At 67.0% G+C, this 16,927-nt stretch carries 1 protein-coding gene; it reads left to right on the top strand.

What is annotated here, in order from left to right:
• Positions 1–16,927, top strand: a 16,927-nt coding sequence (locus ON32_RS20665; protein WP_040792650.1) for a non-ribosomal peptide synthetase, incomplete at both ends; no start/stop codon positions are given.

The following is a 16,927-nucleotide window of genomic DNA, read 5'->3' as shown; positions in this document are numbered from 1 at the left end:
AATCGCCACCGCGCTCACCGAACACGACACGATCGCGCAGGCGGTCGTACTCGTCCACTCCGATGAACACGCCGGTGACCGGCTCGTCGCCTATGTGGTGCCCGCGCCCGGTGCTGTCGTCGAGGCGGAAACCCTGCGTGGATACCTGTCCGATCGGCTGCCCTCGTACATGGTTCCGTCGGTGTTCCTGGTGCTGGACGAGATGCCGCTCAATGCCAGCGGCAAACTCGACCGCAAGGCTCTGCCCGAACCCACCTTCGAGAAGGCGGTGTTCCGTGCCCCGACCACTCCGGTGGAGGAGATCGTCGCCGGTGTCTTCGCCGAGGTACTGGGTCTGTCCGGTTCCCGTCGGGTCGGCCTGGACGACGACTTCTTCGAACTGGGTGGTAACTCGCTGGTCGCCACCCGGGTCGCCGCCCGGGTGGGTGCTGCGCTGGGCACCAGTGTGCCGGTGCGGCTGCTGTTCGAGGCGTCGACCGTGGCCGCGCTGGCGGCCCGGGTGGAATCGCATACCGGTCAGGCCCGCAAGGCCCTGACCGCCGGTCCGCGCCCGGAGCGTATTCCGCTGTCGCCGGCACAGCAGCGTATGTGGTTCCTGAACCGGTTCGACGCGCAGTCCGCCGCATACAACCTGCCGGTTGCGGTGCGGTTGTCCGGTGACCTGGATGTGGACGCGCTGCGTGCCGCCATCGGTGACCTGGTGGGCCGGCACGAGGTACTGCGCACCGTGTATCCGGAGACGCCGCAGGGCCCGGTGCAGGTGATCCTGCCTGCCGCCGACTCGGTGCCGGACCTGGATGTGCGGGTGGTTTCGCCGGACGAGGTGGAGGCCGCCGTGGTGGCCCTGTCCTCCGCCGGTTTCGATGTCACCGGCGAGGTGCCGCTGCGGGTGGCGCTGTTCGAACTCGCGGGCGAGGAGCGTCGCAACGGCTCGTCTCGGACCGTGACGGAATATGTGCTGGCCATGGTGGTACACCACATCTCCGGTGACGGTTCGTCGATGGCTCCGCTGGTACGGGATCTGATGACCGCCTATGCCGCCCGCACCGCCGGAGAGGCGCCGGGGTGGCCGCCGCTGCCGGTGCAGTACGCCGACTATGCCATCTGGCAGCGAGACGTACTGGGCGACGAATCCGATCCGGAATCGTTGGCGCACAAGCAGATCGAATACTGGAAGTCGGCGCTGGCGGATTTGCCGGATCAGTTGGATCTGCCGACCGACCGACCGCGGCCGGCGGTGCAGTCCTTCGCCGGTGGTCGCGTGGAGGTGCGGATCGACGCCGAAATCCATCGCGCATTGGTGGAGTTGGCGCACGAGCAGGGTGCGACGCTGTTCATGGTGGTGCACACCGCGTTCGCGGCGCTGTTGTCGCGGTTGTCGGGCAGCGACGACATCGCCATCGGTACGCCGATCGCCGGTCGTGGTGAGACCGTGCTCGACGATCTGATCGGTATGTTCGTCAACACGCTGGTGTTCCGGACTCGTATCGATCGGGGTGAGTCGTTCACCGATCTGTTGGCGCGCCAGCGTGAGATCGATCTGCAGGCGTTCGCCAATGCCGATGTGCCGTTCGAGCGGTTGGTGGAGGTGCTCAATCCGGTTCGGTCCACGGCGCGGCATCCGTTGTTCCAGGTGGGTCTGGCCTTCCAGAACATGGGACCGTCCGGCCTGGAACTGCCCGGGCTGGCCGTGTCCGCGCTCGATATCGATGCGGCGCTGTCGCAATTCGACCTGAACCTGATCGTCGCCGACGACTACGACGAGTCGGGTGCCGCGGCCGGTATCGGCGGTTACCTGACCTACGCGACCGCCCTGTTCGACGCTCCGACGGTGCAGCGTTTCGTCGACCGCTTCGTACGGTTGCTCGAGGAGGTCGCCGCGAACCCGGCTGCCGCCGTGGGCGATCTGGAGATTCTCGAGCCGGCCGAGCGGACCGAGCTCCTGATCGGCCGAAACGACACCGCATACCCGGTTGAGCCGGAACTACTGCTGTCCGGTTACACCCGGGCCGCGGCCGCTCACCCGGACCGGGTCGCGGTGGTCTACGAGGGCGCCGAGCTGACCTACCGAGAATTCGACGAACGGGTCAACCGGGTGGCCCGCCTGCTCATCGCCGAAGGTGTGGGGCCGGAGTCGCTGGTCGGTTTGGCGGTCCGGCGCTCACTGGACCTGGTGGTCGGCATGTACGCGATCATCACTGCCGGTGGTGCCTACGTACCGCTGGATCCGGACCACCCGGCCGAACGCATCGGCCATATCCTCGACACGGCACGCCCGGTGTGTGTGCTCACCACGGCCACCGATGCGGTGCCGGTACCGGAAACCATTCCGGTGCTGCACCTGGACACCGTCGACACCACCGGCTTCGACGCCTCTCCGGTGCGGCCGGAGGAACTGCGGGGTGTGGTGCGACCGGACAACCCGGCATACGTGATCTTCACTTCCGGTTCGACGGGGCGCCCGAAGGGTGTGGCGGTATCGCACCGCGCCATCAACAACCAGATCGTCTGGATGCTCGCCCAATACCCGATGGGCGCCGACGACGTCTACTTCCAGAAGACGGCGACCACCTTCGACGTCTCGCTGTGGGGCTACTTCATGCCGCTGCGGGCAGGCGCGACGCTGGTCGTGGCCACCCACGACGGCCACCGCGATCCCGGTTACCTGGCCGAGGTCATCGCCACGCGGAAGGTGACCGTCACCGATTTCGTGCCGTCGATGCTCACGGTGTTCGCCACTCACACACCCGCCGGCGCCCTCGAGACATTGCGCGATGTATTCGTCATCGGTGAGGCGCTGCCGCCGGAAACCGTCGCCGCAATGCGGGAGATCTCCACCGCGGGCGTACACAACCTGTACGGGCCGACCGAGGCGGCGGTATCGGTCACCTACTGGCCGGCCACGGGCACCGAGCGCACGGGTGTCCCCATCGGTGTGCCGCAGTGGAACACCCGCGTCTACGTGCTGGATTCCCGGTTGCGGCCGGTGCCGCCGGGAGTGGTGGGTGAGCTGTACCTGGCCGGTGACCAGCTGGCCCGCGGCTATGTGGCACGGCCGGATCTGACCGCCGACCGATTCGTCGCCGATCCGTTCGATCCCGGGGCGCGCATGTACCGCACCGGTGACCTGGTGCGGTGGCAGCAGGTCGACGGCCGGGCGGTGCTGGACTATCTGGGCCGTTCCGACTTCCAGGTCAAGTTCCGCGGTCAGCGCATCGAACTCGGCGATATCGAATCGGCGCTGCTGGCGCAGCCGTCGGTGAGCCAGGCGGTGGCGCTGGTGGTGCCGTCCGAGCTCGGTGACCAGCTGGTGGCCTATGCGGTGCCCGCGCCGGGTCACGAGATCGACCAGGCGACGCTGTTGGACGCGGTTCGGGAGATTCTGCCCGCATACATGGTTCCCGCCGCCATCGTCGGCCTGGCCGAATTCCCGCTCAACACCAGCGGCAAACTCGACCGCAAGGCGCTGCCGAAACCGCAGTTCCAAACCCGTGAGTTCCGAGCGCCCACCACCCCGATCGAGGAAATCGTGGCCGAGGTGTATGCCGAGGCACTGGGTGTGGCACGGGTCGGCGCGGATGACGACTTCTTCGAACTGGGCGGCAACTCGCTGGTCGCCACCCAGGTGGTTGCCCGTCTCGGGGCGGCCTTGAACATCCGGGTACCGGTACGCGACCTGTTCGAGGCGTCGACTGTGGCGGCATTGGCCGCCCGCGTCGAGTCCGGAACCCGTAGTGCGCGCACCGTGGAACTGGGCGAGATCGCCCGACCGGAACAGTTGCCGCTGTCGCTGGCGCAGCAGCGTATGTGGTTCCTGAACCGGTTCGAGCCGGAGTCGGCGGCCTACAATGTGCCGATCGCCGTCCGGTTGACCGGCGATCTGGATATCGAGGCGCTGCGCGCGGCGGTCGTCGATCTGGTGGACCGGCACGAGGTGCTGCGCACCGTGTATCCGGAGACGCCGCAGGGCCCGGTGCAGGTGATCTTGCCGGTCGCCGACGCGGTACCGGAGCCGATTGTGCGGACCATCGCCCCCACCGAGATCGAAGCCGCGGTGGTTGCGTTGACCCGCACCGTTTTCGATGTCACTGCCGAGGTGCCGTTGCGGATCGCGTTGTTCGAGATCGATGGCGCGGACCGGGAATACGTGTTGGCGATGGTGGTGCACCACATCTCCGGTGATGGTTCGTCGGTGGCTCCGTTGGTGCGGGATCTGATGACTGCCTATGCCGCTCGCACCGTTGGTGAGGCGCCGGGGTGGGCGCCGTTGTCGGTGCAGTATGCCGATTACGCCGTTTGGCAGCGGGACGTGCTGGGTGACGAGTCCGATCCGGAGTCGTTGGCGCACAGGCAGGTCGAGTACTGGAAGTCCGCATTGGCGGATTTGCCGGATCAGTTGGATCTGCCGACCGACCGGCCGCGTCCGGCGGTGCAATCCTTCGCCGGCGGCAAGGTGGAATGGCAGCTGGACGCGGATACTCACCGGGCGCTCGCCGAGCTGGGACGCGCGGAGGGTGCGACGCTGTTCATGGTGGTGCACACCGCGTTCGCGGCGCTGTTGTCGCGGTTGTCGGGTAGTGACGACATCGCCATCGGTACGCCGATGGCGGGTCGTGGTGAGGCCGTGCTCGACGATCTGATCGGTATGTTCGTCAACACGCTGGTGTTCCGGACTCGTATCGATCGGGGTGAGTCGTTCACCGATCTGTTGGCGCGCCAGCGTGAGATCGATCTGCAGGCGTTCGCCAATGCCGATGTGCCGTTCGAGCGGTTGGTGGAGGTGCTCAATCCGGTTCGGTCCACGGCGCGGCATCCGTTGTTCCAGGTGGGTCTGTCGTTCCAGAACCTGAGCCTGGCGAATCTGGAACTACCCGGTCTGACGGTCTCGGGTATCGAAACCGACGCCGAGGTATCGCAGTTCGACCTGCATCTGATCATCAGCGACCGCTACGGCGTGTCAGGTGAGGCCGAGGGCATCGCCGGCCACATCACGTATGCGACCGATCTGTTCGATCGCGAAACGGTGCAGGGTTTCCTGGATCGGTTCACCCGCCTGCTGCGGGAGATCGTCGCCGATCCGCACACTCCGGTCGGCGATATCGAACTGCTCGACGCCGCCGAACGCGCACGGATGATCGAAACCCGCAATGCCACCGACCATCCGGTGCAGGAGGCGGCCACCCTGGTGTCGTTGTTGGATGCCACGGTGGCGGCGGCACCGCGATCGGTCGCACTGGTGACCGATGACGGTATCCAGCTGACCTACGCCGAGTTGGATGCGCGGGTCAATCGGTTGGCCCGGTACCTGATCGCCGAAGGCGTGGGTCCCGAGGCGCGGGTGGCGTTGGCGTTGCGGCGGTCGGTGGATCTGGTGGTGGCCATGTATGCGGTGGCCAAGGCCGGTGGTGCATATGTGCCGGTGGACCCGGACCAGGCGGCCGAGCGGACCGGTTACATCCTGGAGACCGCAGCTCCGGCGTGTGTGTTGACCGATGCCGAGGTGGGGTTCGCCACCGATGTGGCGCCGGTGGTGCGTATCGATGAGCTCGAGCTTGCCGAGGTATCGGCCGCACCGGTTACCGATGTGGATCGGGTTGCGCCGTTGCGTCCCGAGCACACCGCGTATGTGATCTTCACGTCGGGTTCGACGGGTCGCCCGAAGGGTGTGGCCGTGGCTCATGCCGCGATCGCGAACCAGCTGCAGTACCAGACGGTGGAGTTCGGTCTCGATGCCGCCGACGCGATCCTGTTGAAGACCGCGGCGACCTTCGACCTGTCGGTGTGGGAGTTCTGGACGGCCGCGGCCTGCGGTGGGCGCCTGGTGATCGCCTCGCCGGACGGACACCGCGACCCGGCGTACCTGAACGATCTGATGCGCCGCGAATGGGTGACCACCCTGCATGTGGTGCCGTCCATGCTGGACGCCCTGCTGGCCGATGGCCTGGCCGATTCGCTGTGGCGGGTGCTGGCCATCGGTGAGGCCCTGCCGGGTGCGACCGCACAGCGGTTCCTGGCCGAGCATCCACGCATCGAGCTGTTCAACCTGTACGGCCCCACCGAGGCGGCGGTATCGGTCACCACCCATCGAGTGACCGCGGCCGACCAGGTCTCGGTGCCGATCGGTATACCACAGTGGAACAACCGGGTCTACGTCCTGGACGAGCGGCTGCGGCCGGTGCCGGACGGGGTTGCCGGTGAGCTGTACTTGGCGGGCGCGCAGCTGGCGCGCGGCTACTTCGGTCGCGCAGATCTGACCGCGGACCGGTTCGTGGCCGATCCGTTCACCCCGGGTGAGCGGATGTATCGCACCGGTGACCTGGTGGCGTGGAAGTCGGTTCGCTCGGATCGCGGTGCCGAACACGTGGTACTGGACTACCGGGGCCGCACCGACTTCCAGGTGAAGATCCGCGGTTTCCGGATCGAGCTCGGTGAGATCGAGGCCGCGCTGCTGGCATTGCCGACGGTGAGCCAGGCCGCGGTATCGGCCAAGTCCGACCCGCGCACCGGGGACCGTCTCGTCGGGTACCTGGTGCCCGCCGACGGCGAGATCGATCCGGCACGGGTACAGACCGAACTGAGCCGGACCCTGCCGTCGTACATGGTGCCGTCGGCGTTCGTGATCCTGGATGCGCTGCCGTTGAATGTGAACGGCAAGCTGGATCGCAAGGCGCTGCCGGAACCCGAATTCGAGGCGGCGACGTTCCGCGCCCCCACCACCCCCATCGAGGAGATCGTGGCGGGTGTGTTCGCCGATGTGCTCGGGGTGGAGCGGGTCGGCGCGGACGACGACTTCTTCGCCCTCGGCGGTAACTCGCTGCTGGCGACGCAGGTGAGCGCCCGGATCGGTGCCGCATTGGATACGCAGGTGCCGGTGCGGACCTTGTTCGAGGCGTCGACGGTGGCGGGCCTGGCGGCGAAGGTCGAGCAGCAGGCCGGTGCCGGTGGCCGCAAGGCGCTGGTCGCGGGGCCACGGCCGGAGCGCGTTCCGCTGTCGCTGGCGCAGCAGCGTATGTGGTTCCTGAACCGGTTCGAGCCGGAGTCGGCGGCCTACAATGTGCCGATCGCCGTCCGGTTGACCGGCGATCTGGATATCGAGGCGCTGCGCGCGGCGGTCGTCGATCTGGTGGACCGGCACGAGATCCTGCGCACCTACTACCCGGAGACCGAGCAGGGTCCGATGCAGGTGGTGCTGCCGTTGCGCGAGGCGCGGCCGGAGTTGGCGGTGCGGACGGTTGCGTCGGCGGAGATCGAATCCGCCGTCGTGGCGCTGACCTCCACCGTTTTCGATGTCACTGCCGAGGTGCCGTTGCGGATCGCGTTGTTCGAGATCGATGGCGCGGACCGGGAATACGTGTTGGCGATGGTGGTGCACCACATCTCCGGTGATGGTTCGTCGGTGGCTCCGTTGGTGCGGGATCTGATGACTGCCTATGCCGCTCGCACCGTTGGTGAGGCGCCGGGGTGGGCGCCGTTGTCGGTGCAGTATGCCGATTACGCCGTTTGGCAGCGGGACGTGCTGGGTGACGAGTCCGATCCGGAGTCGTTGGCGCACAGGCAGGTCGAGTACTGGAAGTCCGCATTGGCGGATTTGCCGGATCAGTTGGATCTGCCGACCGACCGGCCGCGTCCGGCGATGCAATCCTTCGCCGGCGGCAAGATCCGGGTGGATATCGATGCCGAACTGCACACCGCGTTGAACGAGCTGGCGCGCGCGGAGGGTGCGACGCTGTTCATGGTGGTGCACACCGCGTTCGCGGCGCTGTTGTCGCGGTTGTCGGGTAGTGACGACATCGCCATCGGTACGCCGATGGCGGGTCGTGGTGAGGCCGTGCTCGACGATCTGATCGGTATGTTCGTCAACACGCTGGTGTTCCGGACTCGTATCGATCGGGGTGAGTCGTTCACCGATCTGTTGGCGCGCCAGCGTGAGATCGATCTGCAGGCGTTCGCCAATGCCGATGTGCCGTTCGAGCGGTTGGTGGAGGTGCTCAATCCGGTTCGGTCCACGGCGCGGCATCCGTTGTTCCAGGTGGGTCTGTCGTTCCAGAACCTGGCACAGTCCAGTCTGGAACTGCCGGGTCTGACCGTGTCCGGGCTCGACATCGATACCGAGCTGTCGCAGTTCGACCTGCATCTGATCGCCGGGGACCGTTACGGAGACTCGGGTGAACCCGCGGGTATCGGCGGTTACCTCACCTACGCGACCGATCTGTTCGATCGCGAAACGGTGCAGGGTTTCCTGGATCGGTTCATCCGATTGCTCGGCGAGATCGTGCGCGGGCCCGGTATCCCGGTGGGTGAGCTGGAGATTCTGGATCCGGCCGAGCGGGCGGTTCTGGTCGCCGGTGGTGGCGCGACCGCGCACGAGATCGACACCACGGCCACGTTGGTGTCGTTGTTGGATGCCACGGTTGCGGTGTCTTCGGATGCGGTGGCGTTGGTGGGTCCGGATGGTGTGCGGGTCACCTATGCGGAGTTGGATGCGCGGGTGAACCGGTTGGCGCGGTATCTGATCGCCGAGGGTGTGGGCCCGGAGGCGCGGGTGGCGTTGGCGTTGCGGCGGTCGGTGGATCTGGTGGTGGCCATGTATGCGGTGGCCAAGGCCGGTGGTGCGTATGTGCCGGTGGATCCGGATCAGGCGGCCGAGCGGACCGACTACATCCTGCGTACTGCCGAGCCGGTGTGTGTGTTGACCGATGCCGAGGTGGGGTTCGCCACCGATGTGGCGCCGGTGGTGCGTATCGATGAGCTCGAGCTTGCCGAGGTATCGGCCGCGCCGGTTACCGATGTGGATCGGGTTGCGCCGTTGCGTTCCGAGCACGCCGCGTATGTGATTTTCACGTCGGGTTCGACGGGTCGCCCGAAGGGTGTGGCGGTGTCGCATGCGGCGATCGTGAACCAGTTGGTGTGGAAGCGGTCGGAGTTCGGTCTGGGCGCCGATGACGCGGTGTTGTTGAAGACGGCGGCGACGTTCGATTTGTCGGTGTGGGAGTTCTGGTCGGCTGCGGTGTGTGGTGGTCGGTTGGTGATCGCCACTGCCGATGGTCATCGGGATCCGGAGTATTTGAACGAGTTGATGCGTCGGGAGTCGGTGACCACGTTGCATGTGGTGCCGTCCATGCTGGACGCGTTGCTGACCGCCGCCGCCGACGGTGCGCTGTCGAGTTCGCTGCGGCGGGTGTTGGCCATCGGTGAGGCATTGCCCGGTGCGTTGGCGCAGCGATTCCTGGCCGCGCATGCCGCTCCTGCCATGTCGGGTCTGGCTGCGGCGATATCGGGTTCGGCGGGCGCGCAGCTGTTCAATTTGTATGGTCCGACCGAGGCGGCGGTGTCGATCACGAGTCATCGGGTGACTACCGATGACGTCGTGTCGGTGCCGATTGGTGGGCCGGAGTGGAACAGCCGGGTGTATGTGTTGGATGCGCGGTTGCAGCCGGTTCCGGTGGGGGTGCCGGGTGAGTTGTATCTGGCGGGTGCGCAGTTGGCGCGGGGTTATTTCGGTCGTGCGGATCTGACCGCGGATCGGTTCGTGGCCGATCCGTTCGCTCGGGGTGAGCGGATGTATCGCACCGGTGATCTGGTGGTGTGGAATGCCGCGGGTGAGTTGGAGTATCGGGGTCGTACCGATTTCCAGGTCAAGATTCGTGGTTTCCGGATCGAGTTGGGTGAGATCGAGGCGGCGTTGGTGGCGTTGCCGCAGGTGAGCCATGCGGCGGTGGTGGCGTTTGCGGATGCGCGGCGTGGTGATTCGCTGGTGGCGTATGTGGTGCCGTCCGGTGGTGATCTGGATGTCGCGGTGGTGAAGGCGGCGTTGGCGGCGGAGTTGCCGTCGTACATGGTGCCGTCGGTGTTCATGGTGTTGGATGCGTTGCCGTTGAATGTGAACGGCAAGTTGGACCGTAAGGCCCTGCCGACACCCGAATTCGAGTCCCACGGCTTCCGGGCACCATCGACTCCGGTCGAGGAGATCGTGGCCGGTGTATTCGCCGATGTGCTCGGGGCAGAACGCGTCGGCGCCGACGACGACTTCTTCGAGTTGGGCGGTAACTCGCTGCTGGCGACGCAGGTGGCGGCGCGTCTCGGCGCGGCCCTGGACACCCGGGTGCCGGTGCGCTCGTTGTTCGAGGCGTCGACGGTGGCCGGGTTGGCGGCCAAGGTCGAACAGCAGGCCGGTACCGGTCGTAAGGCGCTGACCGCCGGTCCGCGGCCGGAACACATCCCGTTGTCGCTCGCGCAGCAACGTATGTGGTTCCTCAACCAGTTCGACACCGCCTCGGCGGTCAACAACATCCCGGTGGCCGTGCGACTGTCCGGGGACCTCGATTCCGCCGCTCTGCAGCGGGCGGTGGCCGATGTGATCGTCCGGCACGAGACACTGCGCACCATCTACCCCGAATACGAGGGCGGAGCGCATCAGGTGATCGTGCCCGCCGAACAGGCCGTCCCGGATCTCACGCCGATCCCGGTGACGGCGGCGCAGGTGCTGCAGCGCATCCTCGCCGAGGTGTCACAGGGCTTCGATGTGACCGTCGAGGTTCCGCTGCGCGCCAAGCTGTTCCACGTCGTCGACGACGAACGCGGCGACAACGAATACGTGCTGGTGTTCGTGGCGCATCACATCAGCGCCGACGGCTGGTCGATGGGTCCGCTCACCCGCGATGTCATGATCGCCTACGCAGCGCACGTTTCGGGTGGGGCACCCAACTGGACACCGTTGCCGGTGCAGTACGCCGACTACAGCATCTGGCAGCGTGAGGTGCTGGGGTCGGAGGACGACTCCGACAGCCTGATCTCGCGGCAGGCCGAATACTGGCGGACCGCGCTGGCCGGTCTGCCGGACGAGCTGAACCTGCCCGCCGACCGGCCGCGTCCCACGACGCAGTCGTTCACCGGCGGTCATGTGACATTCGAGATCGAGCCCGAGCTGTATCGCGCGCTGGGCGAGGTCGCCAAACACCACAACGCCACCCTGTTCATGGTGGTGCACGCGGCATTCGCGGTGCTGCTGGCGCGCCTGTCGGGTACCGACGACATCGCCATCGGTACCCCGATCGCGGGCCGTGGTGAGGCCGAACTCGACGATGTGATCGGCATGTTCGTCAACACCCTGGTGCTGCGGTCGCATGTGCCGGGTGAGCTCACCTTCGCCGAGCTGTTGGCCGCCACCAAGAACACCGATCTGCAGGCGTTCGCGCACGCGGATCTGCCGTTCGAGCGGTTGGTGGAGATCCTCAACCCGGAGCGTTCCACGGCGCGGCACCCGCTGTTCCAGGTGGCGTTGTCGTTCGAGAACCTGCCGCAGTCGACGTTCGAACTGCCCGGCCTGCACGTCGAGGGTGTGGAGTTCGATGCCGATATCGCCAAGTTCGACCTGCTGCTCACCATGCGGGAGACGGGTCGGCCGGACGGTGGTATGCAGGCCGACTTCTCCTTCGCCCGGGACCTGTTCGACGCCGAGACCGTCGAGGTGTTCGCACAGCGGTTCCTACGACTGCTGACCGCGATCACCACTGCGCCGCAGACCCCGGTGGGTGATCTTCCGCTGCTGGACGACGTCGAGTACGAGCTGCTCACGCACGTCCACGGTGATCACGTCATGGCCACCGGTCTGCTGCCGGATATGCTCGCCCACGGCGTGGCCCGCAATCCGGAGCAGATCGCGATCCGCTACCGGGGTCGTTCGATCACCTACCGAGAGCTCGACGAATACTCTTCGCGGTTGGCTCGGGTGCTCATCGACCGCGGTGTCGGACCGGAACGGATCGTGGCGCTGGCCTTCCCGCGGTCCTACGAGATGGTGGCCGCGTTCTGGGCGGTGACCAAGGCCGGTGGCGCGCACGTGCCGGTGGACCCGACGTATCCGGAGGATCGGATGCGGCACATGGTCACCGACTCCGGTGCGATCCTGGGTCTGACCACGAGCGAATTCACCGGCCGCCTGCCCGGTGAGGTGGAATGGCTCCGGTTGGACGACCCGGCGGTCGAAGAACGGATCGAATCGGTCTCGGCCGCGCCGATCACCGACGCGGACCGGATCACCGCACTCGATATGCGGCACCCGGCCTACGTCATCTACACCTCCGGATCGACCGGTCTGCCCAAGGGCGTCATGGTCACCCATACGGGTATTCGCGGCCTGGCCGATGTGGCGACGAACCTGTACGAACTGGGGCCGCAGCACCGGTTCCTGCACATCTGCTCGCCCAGCTTCGACCCGTCGGTGCTGGAATGGGTATGTGCCGGTTACACCGGCGCCACCCTGGTCATCGCGCCCGCCGACATCATCGGTGGTCCGGACCTGGCCGAGCTCATGCGCACCGAGCGGGTGACGCACACCATCATCACCCCGGCGGTATTGGGCACTATGGATCCGAGTGGGTTGCCCGAACTCGAGGTGGCCTCCGTCGGTGGCGATGTCACCACCACCGAGCTGTTGGCGAAGTGGGCGCCGGGGCGTAAGTACTTCAATGCCTATGGCCCCACCGAGACCACCATCATCTCCTCGTACGCCCGGCTCACCCCGGGCAAGCACATCACCGTCGGTGACCCGGTGCACGGTATGTCGGCGCTGGTGCTCGACGAACGCCTTCGGCCGGTGCCGCCGGGTGTGCCCGGCGAGTTGTATCTGGCCGGCGGTGGGTTGGCGCGCGGCTACCACAACCGGGCCGGTCTCACCTCCGAACGGTTCATCGCCAACCCGTGGGGCGAGCCGGGCAGCCGGATGTACCGCACCGGTGACGTGGTGCGCTGGTACGCCGAACCCGGGCAGCGGGCCGGTAACACGGCGGTGCCGTCGGTGCATTGGGAACTCGACTATGTGGGTCGATCCGACTTCCAGGTCAAGATTCGCGGTTTCCGTGTGGAACTCGGCGAGATCGACACCGCCCTGGGACGTCACCCCGATGTCGAGTTCGCCATCACCCTCGGCAAGGAGACCGCGGCGGGCGCGACCATCCTGGTGTCGTATCTGCTCGCGGTACCGGGACGCACGATCGACCCCGACGAGGTCACCGAGTTCGTCTCGCGCACTCTGCCGCCGCATATGGTTCCCGCGGCGATCGTGGTGTTGGACGAGATCCCGCTGACCCCGGTCGGCAAACTCGACCGTAAGGCGTTGCCCGAACCGACGCTGGAGCAGCGGGAGTTCCGCGCCCCGGTCACCGAGGTGGAGTCGATCATCGCCGAGGTGTTCGCCGATGTGCTCGGCATCGCCGAAATCGGTGTCGACGACTCGTTCTTCGCGCTCGGCGGCGACAGCATCCTGTCCATTCAGCTGGTGTCGCGGGCCAAGGCACGGGGTGTGGTGTTCACCCCGCGCGATGTGTTCGAACGTCGCACCGTCGCCGCGCTGGCCGAGGTCGCGACCCGTGGTGAGTCCGCGCAGCGGCAGCAGTTGGTGGAACTGCCCGGTGGCGGTGTGGGCGATATCCCGTTGACGCCGATCATGGCGCAGTTCCTGGCGGACGAGACACCGCACAACCGGTTCTCGCAGTCCATGGTGTTGTCGCTGCCCGCCGGTATCGGCCGAGAGATCCTGGTCGCCACCATCGCGGCCGTGGTCGACCACCACGATGTGCTGCGGGCACGGGTGTCTCGCGAGGACGACGGGTACGTCTTCGAAACCCTGGCTCCCGGTGCGGTGGATGTCGAGGCGCTGGTGCATCGGGTCGAACTCGACGACACCGTCGACGACGCCGAACTCACCCGAATCGCCACCGCCGAATACGATGCCGCGCTGGACCGGCTCGACCCGGCGCGCGCCGTTATGGCGCAGTTCGTGTGGTTCTCCTTCACCGGAGACCGGCGCGATCTGCTCCTCATCGCCGCGCACCACTTCGTGGTGGACGGTGTGTCCTGGCGGATCATCATCCCCGACCTGGCCGTGGCCTGGTCGCAGCTGGCCGCAGGACAGTCGGTTGCGTTGCCCGCGAACGGCACCTCCATGCGGCGTTGGGCGCACAGCCTCGTCGAGGCTGCGGTCGCGCCGGAACGGGTCGCGGAACTGGAGTACTGGCAGCGGGTTTCGAGCACTCCCGATCCGCTGCTCGGCTCGCGCGAGTTCGACCCGACACGGGACACCTTCGCCACCCTGGACCGGATCGAGGTGTCCCTGCCCGCCGACGTCACCGACGCGGTGCTGACCACCCTGCCCACCCGTTACCGCGGCGGCGTCAACGACGGACTGCTGTCCGCGTTGGCCATGGCGGTGGCGCGTTGGCGCGGTTCCCGCGCCCAGGCGACCCTGATCAAACTCGAGGGTCATGGACGCGAAGAGAACCTGGTGCCGGGTGCCGATCTGTCCCGGACCGTCGGCTGGTTCACCGCCGCCTACCCGGTGGCGTTGGATCTGACCGGCGCCGACCTGGCCGATGCGTTCGCCGGTGGTGGTGCCGCCGGCTCGATCGTGAAATCGGTCAAGGAGCAGTTGCTCGCGGTCCCGGACAAGGGGCTCGGCTACGGTCTGTTGCGCTACCTGAACCCCGAGACCGGCGCGCAGTTGCCGAAGAAGGTGCCGGGGCAGATCAGTTTCAACTACCTGGGTCGGGTTTCGGCCGGTGAGATCCCGGCCGAACTCGCCGAACTGGGTTGGGCGCCGTCCGCGGAATTGGGTCGCCTCGATGTGGCGATGGACCGGGATATGCCCGCCAATGCGGTGGTCGATATCAATGCCATCGTCACCGATTCGGCGGACGGCCCGAGTCTGGGCGCCTCGTTCGCCTTCCCGACCGGTCTGCTGTCCCGGGAACGGGCGCAGGAACTCGCCGACCTGTGGGTGGCGGCGCTCACCGCGCTGGCCGAACACGTCCGGCGTCCGGACGCCGGCGGTTTCACCCCGTCGGATATGCCGCTGGTGCGGGTCGGTCAGGCCGATATCGAGCAGTGGGAGCGGAACTACCCGGCACTGTCCGAGGTGTGGCCGTTGTCGCCGCTGCAGTCCGGCCTGCTGTTCCACGCGCAGCTCACCCAGGACACCGTCGACATCTACACCATGCAGGCCGTGGTGGACCTGACCGGCAGCCTGGACCCGCAGCGGTTGCGGGCCGCCGCCCAGTCGGTGCTCGACCGCTACCCGAACCTGCGGACGGCGTTCGTCACCGATGCCGCCGGCCGGTCGGTTCAGGTTGTGCTCGAGACGGTGCAGGTGCCGTGGCAGGAAATCGACCTGCGCGAGCTGCCCGAATCCGAACGTGCCGAGGAACTGCAGCGTCGAGTGGTGGCCGACCGTGCCACCCACTTCGATATGGCCGAGCCGCCGCTGGTGCGGTTCACCCTGTACCGGACTGCCGCGGACGCGTGGCACCTGGTGCTCACCACCCACCACATCCTGGTCGACGGCTGGTCGATGCCGCTGCTCATGCGGGATCTGCTGGTGCTGTACGCGGTGCGCGGCGACCAGAGCGCACTCGGTCGGGTGACGTCCTACCGCAGCTTCCTGGCCTGGTTGAACGAGCAGGACCGGGAGGTCTCGCTGCGGAAGTGGGCCTCGGTCCTCGACGGTGTCGAGCCGACCCAGCTGGCTCCGCAGCCGCGCGGCGAAGAACGGTACGAGATCGACAAGCATGTGGTCGTCGTCGACGCCGAGCGCACCGCCCGGATCAGCGCCCGTGCCATCGAACTCGGGGTCACGGTGAACACCCTGGTGCAGGCGGCCTGGGGCATCCTGCTGGGTCGGGTCACCGGCCGCGACGACGTGGTGTTCGGCGCGACCGTGTCCGGTCGTCCGGCAGAGCTGCCGGGTGTGGAGTCCATGGTGGGTCTGTTCATCAACACCCTGCCGGTTCGGGTGCGGATCGACGGCCACGCGAGCGCCGCCGAACTGCTCACCGCGCTGCAGCGGGAACAGGCGGACCTACTCGAACACCATTACCTGGGTCTGACCGACATCCAGCGGGCCGCGGGCGCCGGCGTGCAGTTCGACACGCTGCTGGTGTTCGAGTCCTACCCGGTGGACACCGAGGCGATCGCCGCCACCAGCTCCATCGACGGCATGTCGGTGACCGGGGTGGGTGTCAACGACAACACCCACTACCCGATGGCGATCATGGTGGCCGCCGAGTCCACCATCGAGCTGGCGTTCAAGTACCTGACCAGCCGGTTCGACGCGGACGAGGTCGCGGCGCTGGCGGCGCGCATGCTGCGCGTGCTCGACGGGCTGGTCGAGGATCCGCAGCTGCCGGTTGGCGATATCGACATCCTGCTCGATGCCGACGAACGCCGGCGGGTGCTGGTGGACTGGAACGCCACCGACCATCCGGTGGCATCCGAGCCGCTGCTCGCGGCCTACACCCGCGCCGCGGCCGCCCGCCCGGATCGGGTCGCCATCTGCTATGACGGCGAACAGCTCACCTACGGTGAGTTCGACGCACGGGTCAACCGGTTGGCGCGCCACCTCATCGCGGAGGGTGTCGGCCCGGAGGACCGGGTCGCACTGGGTATGCGGCGGTCTCTCGACCTAGTGGTCGGCATGTACGCGGTGCTGGCCGCCGGTGGCGCCTATGTGCCGCTGGACCTGGGACAGCCGGCGGAGCGTATCGGCTATGTCCTGGAATCGGCCGATCCGGTGTGTGTGTTGACCACGGCCGCGGACGGGTTCACTGCCGAGGGACGCACCGTGTTGGTGTTGGACGAGCTGGATCTGTCCGGGTATTCGGATGCTCCGATCGTCGATGTGGAGCGGGTTGCTTCGTTGCGGCCGGAGAACACGGCGTATGTGATTTTCACGTCGGGTTCGACGGGTCGGCCGAAGGGTGTGGCGGTGTCGCAGGCGGCGGTGGTGAATCAGGTCGCTTGGGTTGTGGGTGAGTTCGGTGTCGGTGTCGATGATGTGGTGTTGTTCAAGACGCCGGCGACGTTCGATGTGTCGGTGTGGGAGTTGTTCGCGCCGTTGGCTGTTGGGGCGCGGATGGTGGTTGCGGAGGCCGATGGT

The organism is Nocardia paucivorans NBRC 100373, assembly GCF_000308675.1.
Lineage (GTDB): Bacteria > Actinomycetota > Actinomycetes > Mycobacteriales > Mycobacteriaceae > Nocardia > Nocardia paucivorans.
Note: the sequence above shows the minus strand (reverse complement) of the source record. Positions and strands in the feature narration are given on the sequence as shown.